This is a genomic window from Candidatus Cardinium hertigii (genome assembly GCF_003788695.1).
In genome coordinates this window covers 18,502-39,240 of sequence record NZ_RARA01000018.1, presented here as the reverse complement: position 1 = coordinate 39,240, position 20,739 = coordinate 18,502, and the positions used below count along the sequence as shown (strand labels likewise).

The 20,739-nt window shown below is 36.5% G+C and carries 22 protein-coding genes; 8 read left to right on the top strand and 14 right to left on the bottom strand.

The window, feature by feature from the left end:
- The first annotated feature begins 240 nt into the window (after nt 1–240).
- Complete coding sequence (gene lpxB / locus EDM02_RS01270) at nt 241–1,335, top strand: lipid-A-disaccharide synthase (RefSeq protein WP_123662462.1); 1,095 nt, start codon at nt 241–243, stop codon at nt 1,333–1,335.
- 74 nt (nt 1,336–1,409) lie between these two features.
- Nucleotides 1,410–2,939 carry a hypothetical protein gene (locus EDM02_RS01265; protein WP_123662460.1) on the top strand — a complete coding sequence of 510 codons (1,530 nt, stop codon included), beginning with the start codon at nt 1,410–1,412 and terminating at the stop codon, nt 2,937–2,939.
- 101 nt (nt 2,940–3,040) lie between these two features.
- On the opposite strand, the gene EDM02_RS01260 is transcribed toward EDM02_RS01265, so the two are convergent.
- The 3 genes from EDM02_RS01260 to EDM02_RS01250 form a co-directional block, all read right to left on the bottom strand.
- Nucleotides 3,041–3,523, bottom strand: a complete 483-nt coding sequence (locus tag EDM02_RS01260) for an ankyrin repeat domain-containing protein (protein ID WP_123662458.1) — start codon at nt 3,521–3,523, stop codon at nt 3,041–3,043.
- 51 nt (nt 3,524–3,574) lie between these two features.
- Nucleotides 3,575–3,709, bottom strand: a complete 135-nt coding sequence (locus EDM02_RS05905; protein ID WP_260214963.1) for a hypothetical protein — start codon at nt 3,707–3,709, stop codon at nt 3,575–3,577.
- A gap of 500 nt (nt 3,710–4,209) precedes the next feature.
- Nucleotides 4,210–5,691 carry an RP439 family protein gene (locus tag EDM02_RS01250; RefSeq protein ID WP_123662454.1) on the bottom strand — a complete coding sequence of 494 codons (1,482 nt, stop codon included), beginning with the start codon at nt 5,689–5,691 and terminating at the stop codon, nt 4,210–4,212.
- A gap of 334 nt (nt 5,692–6,025) precedes the next feature.
- Between EDM02_RS01250 and uvrC the strand changes: the two genes are divergently transcribed.
- Both uvrC and EDM02_RS01240 read left to right on the top strand, forming a co-directional pair.
- Nucleotides 6,026–7,858, top strand: coding sequence for an excinuclease ABC subunit UvrC (gene uvrC / locus EDM02_RS01245; protein ID WP_123662452.1), 1,833 nt, complete (start codon nt 6,026–6,028; stop codon nt 7,856–7,858).
- Nucleotides 7,859–7,876: 18 nt separating this feature from the next.
- Nucleotides 7,877–8,611: a polyprenol monophosphomannose synthase gene (locus EDM02_RS01240; RefSeq protein ID WP_123662451.1), complete on the top strand. Its 735-nt coding sequence runs from the start codon at nt 7,877–7,879 to the stop codon at nt 8,609–8,611.
- A gap of 5 nt (nt 8,612–8,616) precedes the next feature.
- On the opposite strand, the gene ftsY is transcribed toward EDM02_RS01240, so the two are convergent.
- The 8 genes from ftsY to atpD form a co-directional block, all read right to left on the bottom strand.
- Nucleotides 8,617–9,579, bottom strand: coding sequence for a signal recognition particle-docking protein FtsY (ftsY, locus tag EDM02_RS01235; RefSeq protein WP_123662449.1), 963 nt, complete (start codon nt 9,577–9,579; stop codon nt 8,617–8,619).
- A gap of 155 nt (nt 9,580–9,734) precedes the next feature.
- Entirely contained in the window at nt 9,735–9,893 is a 159-nt protein-coding gene (locus EDM02_RS01230) for a DUF4295 family protein (protein ID WP_123662447.1), read from the bottom strand.
- 13 nt (nt 9,894–9,906) lie between these two features.
- A complete protein-coding gene (gene rpmG, locus EDM02_RS01225; protein WP_123662445.1) occupies nt 9,907–10,092 on the bottom strand; it encodes a 50S ribosomal protein L33 in 186 nt (61 codons plus the stop codon).
- A 94-nt stretch (nt 10,093–10,186) separates the two neighbouring features.
- Nucleotides 10,187–10,444, bottom strand: coding sequence for a 50S ribosomal protein L28 (gene rpmB, locus EDM02_RS01220; protein WP_123662443.1), 258 nt, complete (start codon nt 10,442–10,444; stop codon nt 10,187–10,189).
- 121 nt (nt 10,445–10,565) lie between these two features.
- The gene (locus EDM02_RS01215; RefSeq protein WP_123662441.1) at nt 10,566–11,957 is read right to left on the bottom strand and encodes a peptidylprolyl isomerase; all 1,392 of its coding nucleotides are present in this window, start codon (nt 11,955–11,957) and stop codon (nt 10,566–10,568) included.
- Nucleotides 11,917–12,816, bottom strand: coding sequence for a hypothetical protein (locus EDM02_RS01210; protein ID WP_123662439.1), 900 nt, complete (start codon nt 12,814–12,816; stop codon nt 11,917–11,919). The genes EDM02_RS01215 and EDM02_RS01210 overlap by 41 nt, the downstream gene beginning before the upstream one ends.
- Nucleotides 12,817–12,873: 57 nt before the next feature.
- A complete protein-coding gene (locus EDM02_RS01205; protein ID WP_123662438.1) occupies nt 12,874–13,560 on the bottom strand; it encodes an OmpH/Skp family outer membrane protein in 687 nt (228 codons plus the stop codon).
- A 614-nt stretch (nt 13,561–14,174) separates the two neighbouring features.
- Nucleotides 14,175–15,677, bottom strand: a complete 1,503-nt coding sequence (gene atpD, locus EDM02_RS01200; RefSeq protein ID WP_123662436.1) for a F0F1 ATP synthase subunit beta — start codon at nt 15,675–15,677, stop codon at nt 14,175–14,177.
- 308 nt (nt 15,678–15,985) lie between these two features.
- Here atpD and EDM02_RS01195 point away from each other — a divergent pair, with 308 nt between their 5' ends.
- Together EDM02_RS01195 and EDM02_RS05790 are read left to right on the top strand one after the other, a co-directional pair.
- Complete coding sequence (locus tag EDM02_RS01195; protein WP_123662468.1) at nt 15,986–16,462, top strand: deoxycytidylate deaminase; 477 nt, start codon at nt 15,986–15,988, stop codon at nt 16,460–16,462.
- Between the two features lie 792 nt (nt 16,463–17,254).
- Nucleotides 17,255–17,491, top strand: coding sequence for a hypothetical protein (locus EDM02_RS05790; RefSeq protein ID WP_123662434.1), 237 nt, complete (start codon nt 17,255–17,257; stop codon nt 17,489–17,491).
- Here EDM02_RS05790 and rplI read toward each other — a convergent pair.
- The 3 genes from rplI to EDM02_RS01175 all read right to left on the bottom strand — a co-directional run bounded on the left by rplI (nt 17,488) and on the right by EDM02_RS01175 (nt 18,505).
- Nucleotides 17,488–17,934 carry a 50S ribosomal protein L9 gene (gene rplI / locus EDM02_RS01185; protein ID WP_123662432.1) on the bottom strand — a complete coding sequence of 149 codons (447 nt, stop codon included), beginning with the start codon at nt 17,932–17,934 and terminating at the stop codon, nt 17,488–17,490. The genes EDM02_RS05790 and rplI overlap by 4 nt on opposite strands.
- A gap of 15 nt (nt 17,935–17,949) precedes the next feature.
- Complete coding sequence (rpsR, locus tag EDM02_RS01180; protein ID WP_123662430.1) at nt 17,950–18,201, bottom strand: 30S ribosomal protein S18; 252 nt, start codon at nt 18,199–18,201, stop codon at nt 17,950–17,952.
- A 94-nt stretch (nt 18,202–18,295) separates the two neighbouring features.
- Nucleotides 18,296–18,505: a 30S ribosomal protein S6 gene (locus tag EDM02_RS01175; protein WP_260214948.1), complete on the bottom strand. Its 210-nt coding sequence runs from the start codon at nt 18,503–18,505 to the stop codon at nt 18,296–18,298.
- 139 nt (nt 18,506–18,644) lie between these two features.
- On the opposite strand from EDM02_RS01175, the gene EDM02_RS01170 reads away from it, so the two are divergent.
- Complete coding sequence (locus EDM02_RS01170) at nt 18,645–19,307, top strand: uracil-DNA glycosylase (protein WP_123662428.1); 663 nt, start codon at nt 18,645–18,647, stop codon at nt 19,305–19,307.
- A gap of 554 nt (nt 19,308–19,861) precedes the next feature.
- Nucleotides 19,862–20,608, top strand: coding sequence for a hypothetical protein (locus EDM02_RS01165; protein ID WP_148053549.1), 747 nt, complete (start codon nt 19,862–19,864; stop codon nt 20,606–20,608).
- Nucleotides 20,609–20,739 lie beyond the last annotated feature (131 nt).

The window sequence follows — 20,739 nt, the reverse complement described above, 5'->3', positions numbered from 1 at the left end:
TGCTTTTTTGCTTTGATCAAAAACACTGAGCGCTTTAAAAAAAGCGATAGCCTTTTTAGCTTTTTTTATTAGGCAGATTTTTTAAAATGCTAATTTTCAATCTGTAAATAATTTTCAAGAATGGGTTTTTAGGAATTCAGTATATTTGCTATGTATTTTTTTCTGAAAGAGCTGTAGCATTAAAATGTGGTTTAAAAATACCAGTACGCGGGTAAAAATTAAAATTCTATTGGATCACTTATGCGGTATTATATAGTAGCAGGAGAACATTCAGGGGATATGCATGGCGCTGATTTAATTATACAGCTTAAAAAACTAGATCCAGCTGCTGATTTTTGGGCTTGTGGAGGAACTGCTATGGAAAAAGCCATGGGTAAGCCTTGTTGTCTCTATACTACAATTGTGGCTTCCATGGGATTGGATTTTATAGAGCATATATATAAACTATGGCAATGGCTTACATTTTGTAAGCAGGGTTTATTGCGTTATCAGCCAGATCTTCTAATTTTAATAGATTTTGGTAGTTTCAATATGCGTTTGGCTAGCTTTGCTAAACAGCATGGTTTTCCTGTATATTCTTATATACCACCTAAGATCTGGGCCTATCGCAAACCAAGGATTACAAGGATACAAAAAAATATAAAACAGATATTTTCTGTACTGCCTTTTGAAGTAGCTTCTTACCAGGCGTATGGTTATAATGCTATTGAGTATGTAGGGAACCCGCTGGTTCAAAAAGTGGCCAGGCATGTTGTCAATGCTAATTTTGCAGCAGCCCATGGATTAGACAAAAGACCCATTATAGCTTTACTACCAGGTAGTAGAATAGATGAAGTTAAACGCATATTGCCCATTATGGCCAGTCAGGCAGCGTATTTTTCTTCTTATCAATTGGTAGTGGCGGGTTTAACGCATCTGCCCAGCCTATTGTATAAAGCAATTCCCTCTTCCATTCGAATGGTTTATGATCAAACCTATGATTTATTGGCGATAGCGCAGGCAGCAATTGTGGCTTCTGGTACTGCTACGTTGGAAACAGCTTTGTGGAATGTCCCACAAATCGTAGTTTATAAAGTCAGCTGTTTGACCTATTGCTTATATAAACGTATATTATCAGTACCTTACATTTCTTTGGTGAACCTACTGCTAAACAGAACAGCTGTTCCAGAGCTTATACAGGATGTTTTAACAGAACAACAGTTGTATGCCACTTTAACTGAACTGTTAATAGAACGTGTTTCGACTAAGCAAAAAGCTTATTATCAAGAACTTAAACAGTTATTGGGCAGTAAGGAAGCTTCCGTAGAAATAGCTCAGTTTCTGTTGCAAATATAACGAATATTTTATTAATTAGCACCATTCAACATAGCACAAAACTGTAAAAAACATAAAAAGTTAAATAAAAAGTTATGAACTATATGATACGCAGGCTAATGGCCATTATTGTGGCAACTGTATTCCCTACGACGTATTGTATATATAATGGTTATACCCAATCCACTGCGCCATCTAATTTTGAATTAGCTGCTAGCCAATTAGGGTTTAATGGATACGAAAAAGCGAATGTACATGTAAGTGCAGCAGACCAGCAGGAAGCATTGCTTAAACAATTGCAAATGGCAGGTTATTTTACCGATGAACAACTATGGCGTACGCTTATTGGGTTGGGTATCCAGCAGCCAGAACTGGCTTTTAAGCAGCTATCTTTTTCTATGCAGCAATCTAAAGCCAACCAAAGAGATCCTAACCAGTTTATAGCTAAAATATTACGTAAAAATCTTGGAAAACAAACCATATTAGATACAGAGGATATGCTAGATTTTATTCTGTATACCGCTCAAAATGCATTTGGCCGTGCGCCTGGTCAAGAGCGAAATACATTATGCACAGAAAACTGGATGCAATGTTACCAACAAGCATATGTAGATAATGCAAGGATACTACGCCTCATAGATCGTGAAGTGCCCCTGCATAAAGATTATGATAGCGTTTGGATTGCTGGTGCCTCTCGTTTTAGCCTTATAACACGTATGGTAGATTATTATTATGCTTTGTTAAGGTATACGCTTCATATACATGGGGATGTGCTAGTATTAGCAGGAAATCGTGAATTATTTGCTAATTTAGATGGAGTTACTCCTCTAATACAAGATAAACTAATAGAAGCCTATAAGACCCATACTGATGTAGATACGCTAGATTTTACTTCACTGGTAGAAGACAATAACGCACGTATAGAAGAGGGGAAAGCCTATATATTAAAATTAGGAGCACAATGTAATATTAGGCTGGATCCATTGTCTCCATTCATACAGTATACAAACCAGGAAGCATGTCCGCCAGGTCGTTTTCCAGGTAGGGTATATCCCAACTATGCTAAGGGGAAAAGTAGGAAACTGACCGAAACAGTGATGGTACAAAATGTAATAGCTACTTTTTTTGATACAAAAAGTGTTCAAGTTATTGATACAGCAACAGATCGCTATAAAAGGCCTACTACTGCCACTACGGCACGTGATGCCGCCATAGCATTTATGGAACGTATAGGTGCTGGTACATATGGCGATAAAAAAGAGTTTGTAATACTGTATGTAACCAATAATCCATATATTGAACGCCAGACACTTTCTTCTCAAGGTATACTCAATAAGGTCGTAGCAGATTATAATCGTTTGCATCACACAGCATACAGGGTACGGTTAGAAGGAATAGGTTGTAAATGTCAACAAAATATCGCTAGGATTCATTCTGAATTTGCTGCGTTGATAGCAGAAAAATGGCAAAAGGCTTACCAAGGGAAAACAACCAAAAGAGCTATAGAAGATTTACAATTTCAGCATCGCAATCATTTGAAAACATTGCCACCAATACCTGGCTTGTCCAAAGAAAAGAGATCCATTACTTTCTTTCAGCATCTATTTGATGTATATCTACCCTAAGCCTCAAGAGGGTTAGGATAAGGGATAAGGGTTAAGATTAGCATAAGGTATCTGTTCAGTCAATGGCGTCAACTTAAGGTTTAACTATTATTGATAACCAATTAGAATAGGATATTTTTTTTACATTTGCTACATTCTGTATGATTGATATCTGCTCCAGCCTGAATTAAGATATCCATGACCTCATAATTATTTGTTTGTATGGCTATATGTAATGCTGTTAGCCCTTGGTTATTTTGAGCATTGATATCAAGATAAACAGTATTATCCTGTATGTTGTCTAACAGTAACGCCACTGCAAATTCGTCACCCAAATTACGCTTATGTTTTGCTACCATATGTAATGGTGTATTACCTTGTTCATCGCGTGTATCAAGGATAAGCCTTAGTTTATTAGGGTTATGCTCTTTGACAACATTTATAAAATATTTAAGACAATCCAGCTCGTTTTCTTCATGACCCCCAACGCATAATAAAGATAAAACAGTATCCGTTACGTCTATTCCAGGATAGCTTAGTAGTTCTGTTACATACTCGGTCGCGTTACGACTTACTGCTATTTGCAACAGGGTCTTGTGACGCATGTTAATATCATTAATTGGAAGAGACCTATTATTTCGCAATATCCATCTAAATTATTCTAAATCAGCTATAAATGAAATAGGAGGGTTGCGTTCTAATATATCAAATAATGCTTGCAGAAGTTGCTTCTTTTCTTCCTCTGTTTGGTGTTCATGGTTGTTTGCATAAGCATAAGAAGATCCTTCCAACTCCCTATATGGATAGTCTGAACCAACACTTAAAATATGTTTTGCACATCCACTAACCAAATAAGCGCTAATTCAATATATATTTACTTTTTCTCATGAAATTGTAATTCTATAGTTTTTTAATTGTAATTATGCTAATTATTTATTGGTGTTCAAAAGTGAAAATCCTTATTTATTTTATTTAACGCATGTGGGGATTACCGCATCCTCTAAGAAGTGCAGTTTACGATAAAAAATATAAAAACGCTAGGTTTAGCAAGTTTATTAGGGCTTGCCAAGAAATTTTCTATTTATATTTCTTGACAAACCCTAATATATGAACATAAAATTTTTTCGCTATACTTAAACAGTGTAGCGCATTGCTACTCGTTATGATAAATTTTCCTGTTACTTTTTGCTTGCTTAAGCAAGCAAAAAGTAACAGGAAATATCCTTTGCTATATTAACGATATATTTGAAAGTGCTTAGACTATAGTAGACTACTGTTTATTCCTGATCAGTTAAGTAGATTTCAACAGATTTAACACCTTAATCCTAAAATCCTGCAAAGTTATTTTCCCATCTTCTGGACCGTGGGGAAACTCAATAGCATACTGTTTATCAATGTCTTGGATAACATTAAGTAAAGAATACTCATTCTCTAACTGGTTATTATTAGGGCGAAAAATATACGCTTCCTCGTCTTTTCCTAATTTTTCTAATTTTTCTATATCTTCATATAATGAATAATCATCAACACCACCTCCTGATTTATTAGGAAAATCACCTTTATCTATGGATCTAGTATATTGAAAACTAACACCTTTTCCTTCCGCATCAGGGCTGGTGGCAAATATTTTCATCCTTCCTCTTGCAACGAAAACATCACCGGGTTTGATTTTCTTCATCTCTTCAGCATTCACAGACTTGTCTTGATTCACGCTTAAGGAAGTAACTGGTTCCCAGTCAAATTCACATTGTAATTTCTTATCGGTATATGATTTAATCGCATTAATTGTAGCAAACTTTTGACCTGCTCCTTCTGATCCATCTTTTATGAAAAACTCAAGACCTATAGCTTTAGCTACACTGCTACTAGCATCTTCTGGACCAAACAGCGACTGTTCTTCAAAACGACGGTGTCCTCCAAATTGGAAATCTCCAAATAGCCACATACCTTTTTCAGAAACGAAAGGATAGGAGGTCTCTTTTATTCTTTCCAATAGCTCAGCTGGAAGCTTAAAATCTTTCTTGAAGAAAGGATGAAATGCAGCACTGCCTGGGATATCAACTAATGTTTCTCCACATATGGTAACTATGCTAGCAAGCAAAATAGAACTAATTGACGCAACTTCATTACCATAAAATGATTCCTCAATAGGTGATCCTAAAACTGGAAATGCATCAGGCGCAACAGTATTTTCTAATCCCTGATAAAACTTACCAGCTATAATATGGCCTATTACTTTCTTTAAGTCTTGCTCTGATAGCCATTTGTGAGCCTTCTCGAGTTGTATGCTGGTTTTGTTATTGTGTATAGGGAATCCCACATCATTAGCTGTAATTCTTTTTTCGACTATGAATGCATCGATTTCCTTACTAACGGTGCAGTATTCCGTTAGTTTTTCAAGAAGTGTATGAGCAAATTTTTCACGCTCCTCATCAGATTTTTCGCCAAAATATTGTATAAGAATATTTTGTAGTTTATTCTGACTATCTCTCGTAGCCAATTGTGTTGGCCTAATTTGTACGGTCATACCGCCACAGGATCTGGTGCCGATGCGTATGTCAGCAATACTAGTGTGTAAATGCTGTTTGTGATTTGCACATGCTTGTGTAATAGTCAATACGCCTCCTCCTATGTATAATTTAATAGGTAAGGATATGCCTTTGCTTTTAACTTTTAACCTTTTTGTAAAAAACATATTATTTAAATTTAAAGTGTTTAAAATGCTTTGATTTAAAGTGCTTTGAGAAATAATAAAATAAAATATAAAAAACAACCATAAATGGCCAGATGCTATGACCCTTTAATTGTATACGTAGTATACGTTATTTTTTTATTCCAAGCAAATAAATCAGCGTGAGGAAGTTGCTATAGAAAAATTGCAACGTATTTTTTATAGAAATCTAGATGTGATTTGTACATATTTGTGCGTTAAATGTACTAAAATATTATTTTTGTGTACTTTTAAAGACTTCTTAGTAATGGCTAGGTAGACGTTTGTTTATTTTATTAAATTTTTTTTTGCTATTGCAACGGTCTCAAGGTATGGTTGATGTTGATGGAACGTTATCAGTATACCTTGTATGCGCAGGATTTTGTAGCTTTATGCTATGGAAATACCACGTTATACGCTAGCCGATATACAGTACTTGCCTGCACTACCGGGTATTTATACTTTCTATAATAATAAAGAGGAAGTTATTTATGTGGGTAAAGCAAAAAATATAAAAAAAAGAGTGGCGGATTATTTTGCTACCAGCAAGTTATATAATTTTAAAACAGAACGTATGATTACCCATATTGCCACTATGGTTTATACCGTTGTAAACTCTGAATATGAAGCACTTCTTTTAGAAAATAACCTAATAAAATCGTTACAGCCTCGGTATAATATATTACTAAAAGATGGTAAAACCTATCCCTATTTATGTATTACGAAAGATCGATTCCCTAAACTGATTATTACACGTAAAACAGTCCCTTCTCTAGGAAAATACTATGGTCCCTTTACCAGCTCCTCCTCCATTAGACAAACATTAGAGGTAATCAAAAAGCTCTTTACGTTCCGTACCTGTAATTATAATCTCTCAGACATAAACATAGCTAAAAATAAATTTAAGGTTTGTTTAGATTACCATTTGGGCCATTGTAAAGGACCGTGTCAGGCTTTTCAAGATGTAACCAGCTATCAAAAAGAGATAGCACAGATAGAAGAATTGCTTAAAAATAATTTTGCTTCTATAAAAAAAGTGTTAAAAGAAAAGATGCAGGCAGCTGCACAACTACTTGCGTATAAGGAGGCACAAGCTTTCAAGGAAAAATTAATGATACTGGATCAGTATCAGTCGAAATCTTTGGTGATCAATCCGCTCGTTGGAGATTTAGATATAGTAGCCATGATTTCGGATGAAAGCCATGCCTTTGTAGGCTATTTGCACATTAAACAGGGGGCTATTTCTTTTACCCAACACCGCGTGATTACCAAAAAATTGGAAGAAGAAGATAGGGATTTAATACCTTTAGTAGTTTGCTCCCTCCGTTTTTGCAGTAATAGTACCGCTCCAGAAGTGTTGGTCAATATCCCCATTGACCTGAATATAGGCCCTTTTTCGATAACTATGCCTAAAATTGGGGATAAACGAAAATTGGTAGAACTGGCTCTGCAAAATGCATTATTGTGTAAAAAAGATTTTTTATATAAAAAATCCCACTTCCAGGGCAGACCTAATATCATGCTCTTACAATTACAGCATGATTTAAAACTAAAAACTTCCCCTGATTGGATAGAATGTTTTGATAATTCCAATATACAAGGTCACCATCCAGTGGCGGCTATGGTTTGTTTTAAAGATGGTAGACCGTCAAAAAAAGACTATCGGCAATATAATATTAAAACCATAGTAGGGCCTAATGATTGTGCCTCTATGTATGAAGTGATAAAGCGCCGTTATAGCCATTTGGTAAAAGCACAAGAGGTGCTCCCCAATTTAATTGTAGTGGATGGTGGAAAGGGACAGCTCAATGCTGCTGTTTTGGCATTGCAGGAGATAGGTCTTTATGGAAAAATCGCTATTATTGGCATGGCCAAGCGCCTAGAGGAGCTTTATTTTCCCAATGATACGTTGCCTTTGTATTTAAATAAATCATCTCTTTCGCTTACATTACTGCAACAGCTGAGAAATGAAGCCCATCGTTTTGCTATTGCATTCCATAGAAATAAACGTAGCAAAGCCATATTGCATAGTGAGTGGGAGGATATTTCTGGTATTGGCCCTAAAACATTAGCTAAATTATTGCAGCAATTGGGTAGTCCCAATACCATTCAAGCTAGTTCTTTAGAGCAACTAGCTCAAGTCACCGGTCCAGCCAAGGCTAAACAGTTGTATGATTATTTTTTGCATAAAAAGTCTATGGAGGCTACAAAAGCGTCTGAAAATATATAATATATTATTTAGATAGAAATGTCAAATGCCCTCCATGCAATAGTCGTCATACCTACTTATAATGAACGCGACAATATAAAAAGCTTACTCTCGGCTATTTTTGATTTGAAAATGGGATGGCACGTATTAGTAGTAGATGACACTTCTCCCGATGGTACAGCTGATGTGGTAAAAAGCCTACAGCTACGTTATGTCAATCAATTGCATCTTTTGAGCCGACCCGAAAAGGAGGGATTAGGCCGGGCTTATCTAGCTGGATTTACTTGGACATTGGCATATGATTATGATTATATATGCAGTATGGATGCTGATTTTTCTCATGCGCCTGCTGACTTGTTTCGATTGTTAACCATGTGCGCCAAGCATAACTTAGATATTATCATTGGGTCCCGTTATATTGCAGATGGGCATGTGGTAAATTGGCCATATGATCGAATCTTGTTATCCCGTCTAGCTAACTGGATAGCTAGATGTATCACGAACCTGCCTGTTAAAGATGCTACAGCCGGATTTATTTGCTATCGACGGGCGCTGCTAGAAGATATTTTGTTACAACGTATAGCTTCTGTAGGATATAGTTTTCAAATAGAAATGAAGTTTTGGGCACATCACCAGGGAGCTAAGCTAGTAGAATTGCCTATTACTTTTACAAATAGGGTACGAGGGATATCCAAAATGGATTTAAAAATTGCAGGAGAGAGCTTTTTTCGTCTTTTTCAAATGAGATGGCGTTCATGGATAAAGAAAAGATGAAAAGTTTACCATTTTTGAAACAAAACATCAATAAACGTATGCGCATCAAATGGTATTAAGTCTTCTGCTTTTTCTCCTATTCCAATATAGGTAACGGGAATGGAAAACTGATCTACTATGCCAAGTATCATTCCTCCCTTAGAGGTTCCATCTAGTTTAGTAACTACAATGCCCGTTACTTGCACCACAGCAGTAAAAGCCTCTGTTTGAAGAAAAGCATTCTGTCCAGTAGTACCATCCAGCACTAACAAAACCTCATGCGGAGCGCCAGGAAGACACTTTTGAATCGTTCGCTTAACTTTGGCTAACTCATTTACAAGGTGCACTTTTGTGTGTAGCCGACCAGCCGTATCTATAATGATAACATGTACACCATTTCGAATTCCCTGCTGTACAGCTTCATGTGCTACTGAAGAAGGATCAGCCTGCATCGCTTTTGACACTACTACTGCTCCCACACGATTTCCCCAAATAGTAAGCTGCTCTATAGCTGCCGCACGAAAGGTATCTGCAGCTCCCAGCATAACTTTTTTCCCTTCGGCTACAAACTGTGCAGCAAGCTTGCCAATAGTGGTAGTTTTACCTACACCATTGACGCCTACCACAAGTATTACATGGGGATGACTTTGAGCTGCGGAATGCGTAATACCTACTTCCAAAGCAGGTGAAATATGTAAAAGCTTCTCAGCCTCAAATCGTAAAACCCGGTTTAGCTCATTTGTGGTAAGGTATTTATCCCGCGCTATACGTTGCTCTATAGCACCTATAATTTTGATCGTTGTAGGTACCCCAACATCTGAGCTAATCAGCAATTCTTCTAACCTATCCAGTACGTCACTATCAACGGTTGTTTTACCAGCAATAATTTTAGAGAACTTTCCCCAAAAAGATTCAGGAGCTTTAGAGCGTTCCTCTGCTAAATCTTCTGTAGGCTTGATGGCCTTAGACAAAAAATCAAAAATACCCATTGCAAGTAACTTTCTTTATTTTTCTATACATATAGCTGGATAGATATATCCGTTCACTTGCGTGGCAGCCGTATTTTATAGATTATAGCAAAAAGAACAAAAAGTTATACACATTCTGCCTTTCAACTTATAAGGGCTAACAGGAATCTGCTATATTATGCTTTTATCGATAAAATTTCCGTGACCATTTCAGGCGGTACAATCCTACTGCGAAAGATGTAAGCACCCGTTTTGGTTGATTTTTTTACTTGAATCAATTTGGTCAATTTTCCAGCCCCCCCCTTAGAAAGGGTTGCAACCACTTTCTTTGCCATAATGTTTATATAATTATTTAATTTCCTTATGAAGGGTATGCCGCTTAAGTACAGGATTATATTTTCTTAATTCCAGTCTTGCTGTGGTAGTAGTTCTGTTCTTTTCAGTACAATATCGCGACATACCAGCCATTCCACTATTTTTATGCTCTGTGCATTCTAATATTACTTGAACCCTACCACCTTTTTTCTTTGCCATCTTTTTTCACTATTTTCTTGCGATGCACCAAGGCTTTTTCTTATCAAACCAACTACCAGACTTTCTTATCAAACCCATTAACTAGCCCAACTTATTAGACCAACCAATGGTATTGCTTTGATAAAGTCCCTTTTTGTTTGGCTTCTTTTAATACCGCACTAATTCCTTTTTTGTTGATCGTACGGATAACAGAAGTGCAAACTTTTAGTGGAACCCAAATATCTTCCTCCGGAATATAAAAATTTTTCCTTTGCAAATTTGGATAAAACCATCTCTTGGTTTTATTATTTGCATGGGATACATTATTCCCTACAATGGGCTTTTTCCCTGTTATATCACAAATTCTTGACATGTTTATATATTCCTTTAAATACCTACGAATATACCAAAATTGAAAGATTATGCAAAATCTTCCTACCCCTAACAGTTGCACGATAGTATTTTAGCATAGTGTTGACCCTCCCAAAAGCATATCAAAGCAACTGCTCTACTGCCTGATATTCTGAAGCAAAATTAATTACGAATTCTGACTTAGCTGTTTGAATCCATTTACGGATCGCTTCCTCCTTTTTTACTTGCAGTAAATGGAGGTGTATCTTTTCGTAATCCTGGGTAAGATTCATTAGATGAGCCTCTATTTTTTGCTTAATATAGAGCAATCTCCATCCTGACTGATGGTGTGTACCCATATATTGAGGTTGGCTTATCTCTCCTTCTTGTAGGCCATCAATAGCAAAATAAACTTCTTGGGGCAATTCTTCGGCAGAGAGCAGTACACTAGGCATCCCTCCTCCCTGGTTATTAGCAGTAATTAATCCTCCCTCCAAACGGGTCTCTGGATCTTCTGAATATTTATCTATAGCTTCTTCAATAGTCAGTGTTTTATTGATTATTTTTTCTCTAATTTGAGCTAATGTAACTTGAGCAAGTGCAATTTCTTCATGAGTTGGCTGCACCATCTGTAATATATGACGCGTACGATACTGATCTTTATTACGATCTATTAACTCTATAAGATGTAACCCAAACTTAGTTTCTATGGGATCACTGATTTCGCCAACTTTTAGCGCCAGCGCTGCTGCTTCATAAGCTGGATCGAATAAACCCAAAGGAGCCCAGTCTATCTCGCCTCCTCTAGCGGCTGATTCGGCATCATCCGAATATTTCTTCGCCAATTCTGAGAAAGTAACGTTACCATCTACTAGCAACTTTTTTAAACGTAAAAGTTTTTCTTTGGCCTCTTCTTTTCTAGCTGGCACTACTTTAGGATAGATTACAAGCTGACGAATTTCAAAAGAATCGGGATAATACAGACGCTTGTGTGAGGGCAGGCTATCAAAATAAGCTTTTACCTCTGCTGGCGTAACCACTACATGTTGGGTAAGATTTTGCTGTACCGATACAGCTAAATACTGTGCTTTTTTATTGCGTTTTAGTTCTCTTTTAATATTGTAAATGGATTGATGAAAATGCTCAGTAAGCTTTTTTTCAGAACCCATTCGTTGTACCCAATAGGCGATTTTAAAATCGCATTCTCGTTGCATAAGTGCCTTTTGGGGTTTGGAAATTTTTACATTATTTAAAGCAGCTTTAGCTAAAAAAATCTTATTTAGAACCAATTCACGTAATAACTTCATCTTAACAGACGTATCTACTACCTTTCCTTCTAAAGCCAATTGCTTGCATATTTCTTCTAATTCGGAATGCAAAATTAACTCCTGATCTACAGTTGCTATTACTTTATCTAATAATAACGGTGCACCGTTGGTACTAGCTACAGGTAGCCTACAAAAAAAAAGTATAAAAATATACTGAATCGCTTTTTTAGTTAGCCTGGATAAGGCAGGTATGATTGTTTTTAGCATTTTGTAAAAAGTTATGCTTTATTTTGGTTACTAATGCCAATCTTCTTTTGTGTAATATAATAGCCCGAATCCGTTCCTCTACCATTTCTAAAGGAGTAATCTCGGATGCTGTTTTATACTGATCTATTCTTAATAGATAAAGATATTTTCGAGCAGCAACATGGATAAATTTATTTGTTTTTAACAATCTAGTACTATTAGCTCCATAATCTCCAAGGGGGGGATGGCCAATTTTAGCTAAAACAGCTTCCCATGCAAACCATTTATCAGCCGCTAATATGGTAGTATTGGCATAAGGTTTACAATACGCTTGTATTTTTTTTTGATCTGAAGGTTTTTTTGATAACATAAGGGACTTTACGGAATTAATACCAGCTGCGCGCTTGGGAATTGCTAAAAAGATGCCTTTTACTATATCATGATTGAGTATAAAATCTTTTCGCTTATGCTTTTCGTAATAATCTGCTATTTCCGCAGGTGATACCTCATTATTAAACGCACGTTCTACAAATATTTCTAGAAAATGCTGCGCAAGCAGGTCATTTTTGTATGTGTTTATTTTGCTTTCTATAGAAGACTGAACAGATGGGAATTCTTTACTGCCTTGCGCAATAAGGAGCTGTTTAAAAGCCCACTCTTCCACATATTGGTTAAGAAAAGTCGACTTATCAGAAGCTTCCATATGCGCAATATCTAACGCCGCTAGATCCGATGCATACAAATATTGATTACCCACACGGGCAATAAAAGAAGACTGCTGCGGATCTTGCGTTTTCTTTTCAGAACCACAATTACGCATAATCAAATATGCAGCTATCAACAAAAATCCATAAGCAGCTAGCTTATTCAAACGCACCATCCCTAGATAAACAAAAAACCTCTCTTATTGCCAAAAGGCACAAGAGAGGGATCCCTTTTATTTCTTCTTCACACCAGTAGGGGATTTAGCAGCAGGCTTAGCAGCAGGCACCTTAGCGGGAACTTTAGCATCTGCATTATTTTTAGGACCTATTACAGGAGGCTTTATCTCCTCAGGAGCCATGGCTTTAAGCCTTTCTAACACCAATTCAGAAATATCAAACGTTTTTTGAGCAAAATACACTATAGGCGCAATATCTATTTTTTTGTTTAAAATAAAGGTATAGTTATACTCCTCGGCAATTTTATTAATCACCTCTTGTAGCCGATCATGGAGCGGCTTCATTAGCTCTAGCTGCTTTTCTTCAAATTTACTATACTGCTCTTGCTCAAGTTTCTGGATAGCGAATTGTAATTTACTTATCTCCGCAGATTTCTGTTTTTTTTGAGCTTCCGTAAGCGTATCATACTGCTGCTGAGCGGATTCAGTTTTTTCTTGATATTCTTTAAATTTGGTTTGAAGCTGATTCTCTAATTGATGCCTAAAACTCTGCAGATTAGCATGACTTTTTTTAAATTCTGGCAGGTTTTCGAAAATATAACTAACATCTACATATCCAATTTTTAAAACAGATTCCGCTGTTTTAGCTGCTTCGTTCACTATAATAGTCTTATTAGGGTCAGCTTTTACACCGGTATACATACAGACAGCAAGCGTCAATGCGGATAAAAATTTATAATTCATTACAGTACAAGTTTAGAAATTTAAGTTATTAACTTAAAGTTATTGATTAATATTTAATATTTAAAGTATCCGTTCACTTACGTGGTAGCCATATTTTATAGATTATTGATGGATTTTATCCATTTTTTTAAAAAACTACTTATTTTACAGCTACTTTTTTTGCTTGATCAAAAAAAGTAGCCAAAAAAAATCAAGCGCTGGTGAACAAAGCCGTTGAAAAATTCAGTCTGTAAGCTGAAAATCAGAACTCGCCCAGGCCTTACAGCCTTGGGCTCAAACAGGCTGATTTTCTACTAGCTATCAGACTGAATTTTTCTAATCACAGCTTTGTTCAAGGCGCATTTTTTTGATCTTGCATTATTGCGCTATTTCTAATTGGCCACACCACTGAACGGATATACTATTTAAATTAATTATATACCATATTATGATATAATATTCATGATATGATATTCATAAATAAAATAATACGAAACGCCTCGTCTATTTATTATTTATTTATTTTACTATTGTCACCTTATTCTCGACCTGTTATTACCTGAATGGGCAATACAAGCTAGCGTGAATTTACAAAAAAATATTAAACAGACCAAACAGCAAGTATTAGGCAGGGTTTAGTTGCTCTCTGAAAGAAGTTTCTCTCCCTTTTTAATGGCTTGTTCAATATTGCCCACTAAATTAAAAGCCATCTCAGGAAGATGGTCTATCTCTCCATCCATAATCATATTAAATCCTTTAATGGTATCTTCTATAGAAACGAGCTCCCCCTTCATACCTGTAAATATTTCTGCTACATTAAATGGCTGAGATAAAAATCGTTGTACTTTTCTAGCACGGTAAACCGTTTGTGTATCTTCCTCTGAGAGCTCATCCATACCTAAGATAGCTATAATATCCTGCAATTCCTTATAACGTTGGAGCATTCTCTTTACTTTTTGTGCGGTATCATAATGTATGTGCCCTAAAACTTCGGAATTTAATACCCTAGAAGATGATTCTAAAGGATCCACTGCCGGATAAATACCAAGCGCAGCTATTCTTCTAGAAAGTACGGTAATAGTATCTAAATGGGTAAAAGTAGTAGCAGGAGCAGGATCGGTTAAATCATCCGCCGGCACATAAACAGCTTGAATAGAGGTAATAGAACCATGTTTAACAGAAGTAATGCGTTCTTGCATTGCACCCATTTCTGTGGCTAAGGTTGGTTGATAGCCTACGGCAGAAGGCATCCTTCCTAATAAGGCAGAAATTTCTGCACCTGCTTGGGTGAACCGAAAAATATTATCAATAAAAAATAGAATGTCTTGCCCCATCCCATCTTCACCATTGTCACGGAAATATTCCGCAATAGAAAGTCCTGTAAGCGCTACCCTAGCCCTTGCCCCAGGGGGTTCATTCATTTGCCCAAATACAAGTGTTGCCTGAGACATTTTTAATGCTTCATAATCTACCTTACTAAGGTCCCAATCTCCTTGTTCCATAGCACGCACAAATGCTTTACCATAATCGATAACGCCAGCTGCAATCATTTCTCGTAATAGGTCATTGCCCTCACGTGTTCTTTCCCCTACACCAGCAAATACGGAAAGCCCATTATAGGATTTAGCAATGTTATCAATAAGCTCCATGATCAAAACCGTTTTACCTACCCCCGCACCGCCAAACAATCCGATTTTACCACCCTTAACATAAGGAGCCAGTAGGTCAATTACCTTGATGCCAGTATAGAGAATTTCTGTCGTAGAAGAAAGTTGATCAAAAGCTGGAGCAGCTCTATGAATCGGCAACTTTTGATCAGTTTTGGGCTGCTCCATGCCATCTATAGCAGTTCCTACCACATTAAAAAGACGCCCACGCACCAGATCGCCTACCGGTACTTGAATAGGCGCTCCTGAATCTGTTACTTCTAAACCTCGCGTAAGCCCTTCTGTGCTTTCCATGGCAATAGTTCGCACACAATGCTCTCCAAGATGCTGTTGGCATTCTAGCGTAATCAATTTCCCAGTAAGGGTCTTTATATGCAATGCATTCAATATATTAGGTAAAACGGCCTCCTCGTCAAACCTAACGTCAATTACGGGACCTATAATTTGAATAACTTTGCCAGTATGGGACATTATTTTTTACGAAATAAAAAAATTAAAAAAGATGATTAGAGATGGATTTTCATCTATCGGCTACGCTAGCAACATCTGTTGCCAGCAAATATCTAACAGAAAAAATTACAATCCGTTCTGAATTTACGCAGAAACTAGGGAAAAACACTAATTTTTTGTATCAACTTAAGCATATAATCACCATAACACGACCCTATAAAAATTACGCATACGGGAAATATACATAAGATGATAAGATATGTATAATGCACATTGAAACTTTTTCGTTAAATTTAGAGCCATTTACACCTGTAACATCTACACAAATGATGCAAAAACCGTCATTCAATGATATCTTCATGTTATTGGCTATTGAGTTAGCCCAACGCTCACACTGCGTTAAAAAACAAGTAGGCGCTGTATTAACAAAAGATACCCGTATTATTTCAATAGGATATAATGGCCCCCCAGCAGGTACCTATAATTGCGATGAAATATGGCCTAAAACGGGTTGTGCTAAGCGTATAGGAGGTCGCTGTTGGCTGGCTATTCATGCAGAACAAAATGCTATTATGTATGCATTAAACAATCATGCCAACGTCAAAAATGCCATTCTTTACATTACGCTCTCCCCCTGTCTATCTTGTGCACGCATTATATTTAGTGTAGGTATCCAAAAAGTTATTTACAAAGATTCTTACGCAGCCTATAAAAATATCGATGTGGAAGAAGGATTAGATTTTCTCCATGAGTTTGGTGTGGGGGTAGAACAATATCATCCGGTAAAGGGGCATTGCGCTAAATAGACTTTATTCAGTTCAGTGATTTTATAAAAATATTTCATAAAAAAAATATTTTGTATTAAAAAACATAAATATCATTTTGAATTTTATTAAAAAATATGTACTTAAGAAGTATGGGAATATGTTAAATAACAATTCAATAAGCAAAGTACATGGTTTATCTAATGTATTGTCCTGATCTAATCAGGCACAAATTGATTCCTAAGTGTAGGGCTAACGTTTTTTATATAAATAGGACTAACGTTCTATATGTACCTAAAACAAAGTGTCCGTTCATAACCATGGTAAAGATATCATTACAAACAGGAATGCGCCTTGAAAAAACTGTACCAAGAAATAGAAAACAAACCGAAAATCAAATCTCACTCCTACGGTTACGCAATGGATTTGGGAAGCTGGCAAGGCGCGCGAGGGTGAAGCGCACGCAGCATAGTAGAACTATGTGAGTACGCTGAATCCTGAAGCGGAACACAGCCAGCTTTTCAAAGACGAAGAGTACGGTTACGCAATGGATTTGGGAAGCTCGCAAAGCGCGCGAGGGTGAAGCGCACGCAGCATAAGTACGTACTATGTGCGTTCACCCCATGATTGTATGTACATACATCATGGGGGCCCCAAGCACGCTGAATCCCGAAACGGAACAGGGGTATAGTTTTTTCATTAGCGCTTGATTTTTTTGGCTACATTTTTTGATCAAGCAAAAAAAGTAAAAGTAGCTTTAAAAGAAGCAGTTTTTTTAAAATGGATAAAAGTATCAATTATTCAATAATAGCCATTTGCTATAACCTATAAAATATGGCTGCCACGCATATAAACGAATACAAAATAATATTTAAAGTGCTAAGCATCCATATGTCAAAAGCCATAGAAACCTTCTATTATGAGGAAAGTTTAACGAAATGGGGAAGGGCTTCCCATAGCTTTTATCAAAAAAAACAAAAAAACAAAAAAAATGATACTGCAAAAGAGTTTCTAGCAACAAATCCTCTTTCACACGCTATCAGAAGCCCAAGATCATTACAGCCTCCCTAAATAGGGGCCACCTCAAAATTTAATATATACGAAATTTCTTCGTGTAAAGCTAACTCCACCTGATAGGTGCCTATTTTTTTAATAGGCCCTTCTAATCGCATAGTAGTATAATCTACTATAATCTTATTTTGCTCTTTAAGAGATTTAGCAATTTGCAAAGGTGTAACAGAACCAAATATATTACCCCCTTCTCCTACTTTTACCCTCACTACAACTTTAGCTGTAGCTAATACAGCCAAAAGTGCTTGAGCATCAGCTTTTAACTTCAATGCTTTGCCTGCTGCCTGTTTAGCATTTTCAAGCGCAATCTTTTTATTTCCGCTATTGGCCACAACAGCAACGCCTTGAGGAATAAGGTAATTTCTGCCATATCCAGCTTTAACAGAAACCATATCGCCTTTCTTCCCTAATTTTTTGTATGCACTTTTCAATATTATTTCCATGTTTCACCCGTTACTTTACTTAAGGTTATCAGCCACGTAAGGAAGAAAAGCAAGCTGCCTTGCACGTTTTACTGCACAAGCCACTTTTTTCTGATATTTTAGGCTATTACCCGTAATACGCCTTGGCAATATTTCTCCACGTTCATTGAGAAACTTCATCAAAAACTCAACGCATTTATAATCGACATATTTAATACCATACTTCTTGAAACGGCAAAACTTCTTGGTAATCGTTTTTTTTTGTATAGATTCGTTTATCAAGGTCATAACGCTGCTTCTTGCTTAAGTTCTTGTTTTTCATCAACCGCTACCAATCTTCTTGCTGCATTATGCGCTAATGCATGCTTATTCAAGGAAAAGGTCAAAAAACGCAACACCTCCTCANNTAGACCCCACTTTTTTTGTGCGCTATTGGGTAAGCCAGTGGCCTTAATCCAATCTCTTCCTCATATGCTATCGTTGCATTACGCTCCATCAAAAAAGATCTATATCTGTGTATAGACGCCTTTGTTTGATCGCTAGAAAGCACTGGCGATAGTATAAATACCGTCTCGTAATGTCTTAATTCCATATTCAAATAATTTCCTAGCCTTTCCAACCGATCCCAACTAAAGTGATCGAAAATAAAGTTATAAAAAAAAATGATAAAGTCAAGTTTTATTTTATAATTTACGTACCTAATTATAACAATTATAATTTAGTGTGTAGATATGAACGTAAAAATAGAATCATCTTGGAAAAATGCACTTGCCACAGAGTTCGAAAAGCCTTATTTCAAAAAGTTAATCCTTTACGTAAGAGAAGCGTACCGAAACCGCACCATCTACCCAGCAGCTCAAAACATTTTTAGAGCTTTTGAACTTGCACCTTTTACACATACTAAGGTGCTGATTTTAGGACAAGATCCTTATCATGGACCAGGACAAGCCGATGGTCTAGCCTTTTCTGTTCCTACCAATATATCTTTCCCTCCTTCATTAAGAAATATTTTTATTGAGCTGCAAGCCGATGTGGGCATTACAATGCCCACATCGGGCTCACTAGATAGTTGGGCAAAACAAGGGGTATTGCTATTAAATGCGACCTTAACCGTAGAACCGCATAAAGCAGGATCTCATCAAAAACAAGGCTGGGAACTTTTTACAGATGCGGTAATAAAAGCAGTTGCGCTACACAAGCAGCATGTAGTATTTATGCTATGGGGCAACTATGCCAGGCAAAAAGAAAGCTTAATTGATTCCGAAAAACATCTGGTATTGAAATCAGCACATCCTTCTCCTCTAGCTGCGCATAGGGGATTTTTTAAAAATAGACATTTTAGCAGAGCTAATGCATATTTATTGGCTACAGGCCAAACACCTATTAGGTGGTAATTTAGGTGATAGGCATATCCTCTAAACTAACTTGTAAGATAGGCACCCTATTTATAAGGCTAAAATTGTAACCATGAAAAGCCTATAAAGACTGACCTGCAAGAATCCATTTTTAATTGACAATAAGGGCATTAGCTCCTCTTAAAGGCTTTTAATACATTTTATATCAGTTAAAAACCACTTCCTAGTTTTATTGCTTTACTTAATTTATATTACGTGCGGTCTGCTGTGAAACGCTCTAATGGTACATTTGGAGATGGGAAGGGCATACTAGCTGTTTTCATTGAACTATACACTAAAATCCTATAGTTAACATAACGCATAATGGGTATGAAGAAAATGCACTAAAATAGCCATGTAACCTCTTGTAAGGGTGAATAGTTTTTGATTTAGGTAATATTTAAATTACGTGGCATTATATAATATGATGATTTTCATATAAAAATATACGTTAAATAGTATAGTAAGGATATTATAATTCAATGGATAATTATAACTACAAACTAAAATTTAATATAATGCATGCAATAAATAACCTCGTTATGGTCCGTTACATGGCTATCGTACTATGCAATTGTGGATCACATTGTGGTTCAATAAAAAAAACATCAAATGATGCATCAACGGATATAATAAAAGAGAAACCAGCAGGTGAACTAGTTTCACTAGAAACGAACCATATAATAGAAGAAGGGGGAAATGATGAAGAAGGGGGAAATGATGGGCCAAAAATGTTAACAGAGGGATCCACACAACCACTAGATAATTTTTCTAGTGCAGGGTCATCGGATGTATCCGAAATATTCATAGAAACACCAACGCAACCAGTCGATAGCCCTTTTAATGCTGTACCAGCATATGCATCATCACATAGCCATACAGTAATAACGCAGAACCATGCAGGTGACCAAACCGATCATACAAATAATACAGCGGCATCGTATGTTTTACCATCTAAAACTGAATTATTGGACTATATAGCTACCTCAGCTAAATCGTGTGCGGGGAAAATATATAAAATAGGTAATAACGTATGTCATAGCGTATATGATAGCGTGAAAAATTCTTTTAATCCAATAGAAACAGCTGAGCATATTACGAAGGATATGAGTAGAAATGAAACGGCTGGGCATATTACGAAGGATATGAGTAGAAACAACACAAATATAACACTTAATCAAGTAAATCATTCAAATATTTCTTGCGCATTTACGCCAGAGGAACAAGAATATATAACTGAAGATGAAGATACCTTTACGCCAGAGGAACAAGAATATATAACTGAAGATGAAGATACCTAGTATCCGTTCACTCAATGGCGTCAACTTAAGGCAATTCATGATTAGCCTACCCTCCTATTCTACTTGGTTATCAATAACAGCTAAACCTTAAGTTGACGCCATTGTCCGTTCACTTGCGTGGCAGCCATATT

Coding starts and splice junctions, on each gene's coding strand:
- lpxB (WP_123662462.1), top strand. CDS start 241: ATGCGGTATTATATAGTAGCAGGAGAACATTCAGGGGATATGCATGGC.
- EDM02_RS01265 (WP_123662460.1), top strand. CDS start 1,410: ATGAACTATATGATACGCAGGCTAATGGCCATTATTGTGGCAACTGTA.
- EDM02_RS01260 (WP_123662458.1), bottom strand. CDS start 3,523: ATGCGTCACAAGACCCTGTTGCAAATAGCAGTAAGTCGTAACGCGACC.
- uvrC (WP_123662452.1), top strand. CDS start 6,026: ATGGAAATACCACGTTATACGCTAGCCGATATACAGTACTTGCCTGCA.
- EDM02_RS01240 (WP_123662451.1), top strand. CDS start 7,877: ATGTCAAATGCCCTCCATGCAATAGTCGTCATACCTACTTATAATGAA.
- ftsY (WP_123662449.1), bottom strand. CDS start 9,579: ATGGGTATTTTTGATTTTTTGTCTAAGGCCATCAAGCCTACAGAAGAT.
- EDM02_RS01230 (WP_123662447.1), bottom strand. CDS start 9,893: ATGGCAAAGAAAGTGGTTGCAACCCTTTCTAAGGGGGGGGCTGGAAAA.
- rpmG (WP_123662445.1), bottom strand. CDS start 10,092: ATGGCAAAGAAAAAAGGTGGTAGGGTTCAAGTAATATTAGAATGCACA.
- rpmB (WP_123662443.1), bottom strand. CDS start 10,444: ATGTCAAGAATTTGTGATATAACAGGGAAAAAGCCCATTGTAGGGAAT.
- EDM02_RS01215 (WP_123662441.1), bottom strand. CDS start 11,957: ATGCTAAAAACAATCATACCTGCCTTATCCAGGCTAACTAAAAAAGCG.
- EDM02_RS01210 (WP_123662439.1), bottom strand. CDS start 12,816: ATGGTGCGTTTGAATAAGCTAGCTGCTTATGGATTTTTGTTGATAGCT.
- EDM02_RS01205 (WP_123662438.1), bottom strand. CDS start 13,560: ATGAATTATAAATTTTTATCCGCATTGACGCTTGCTGTCTGTATGTAT.
- atpD (WP_123662436.1), bottom strand. CDS start 15,677: ATGTCCCATACTGGCAAAGTTATTCAAATTATAGGTCCCGTAATTGAC.
- EDM02_RS01195 (WP_123662468.1), top strand. CDS start 15,986: ATGCAAAAACCGTCATTCAATGATATCTTCATGTTATTGGCTATTGAG.
- EDM02_RS05790 (WP_123662434.1), top strand. CDS start 17,255: ATGGCTGCCACGCATATAAACGAATACAAAATAATATTTAAAGTGCTA.
- rplI (WP_123662432.1), bottom strand. CDS start 17,934: ATGGAAATAATATTGAAAAGTGCATACAAAAAATTAGGGAAGAAAGGC.
- rpsR (WP_123662430.1), bottom strand. CDS start 18,201: ATGACCTTGATAAACGAATCTATACAAAAAAAAACGATTACCAAGAAG.
- EDM02_RS01170 (WP_123662428.1), top strand. CDS start 18,645: ATGAACGTAAAAATAGAATCATCTTGGAAAAATGCACTTGCCACAGAG.
- EDM02_RS01165 (WP_148053549.1), top strand. CDS start 19,862: ATGGCTATCGTACTATGCAATTGTGGATCACATTGTGGTTCAATAAAA.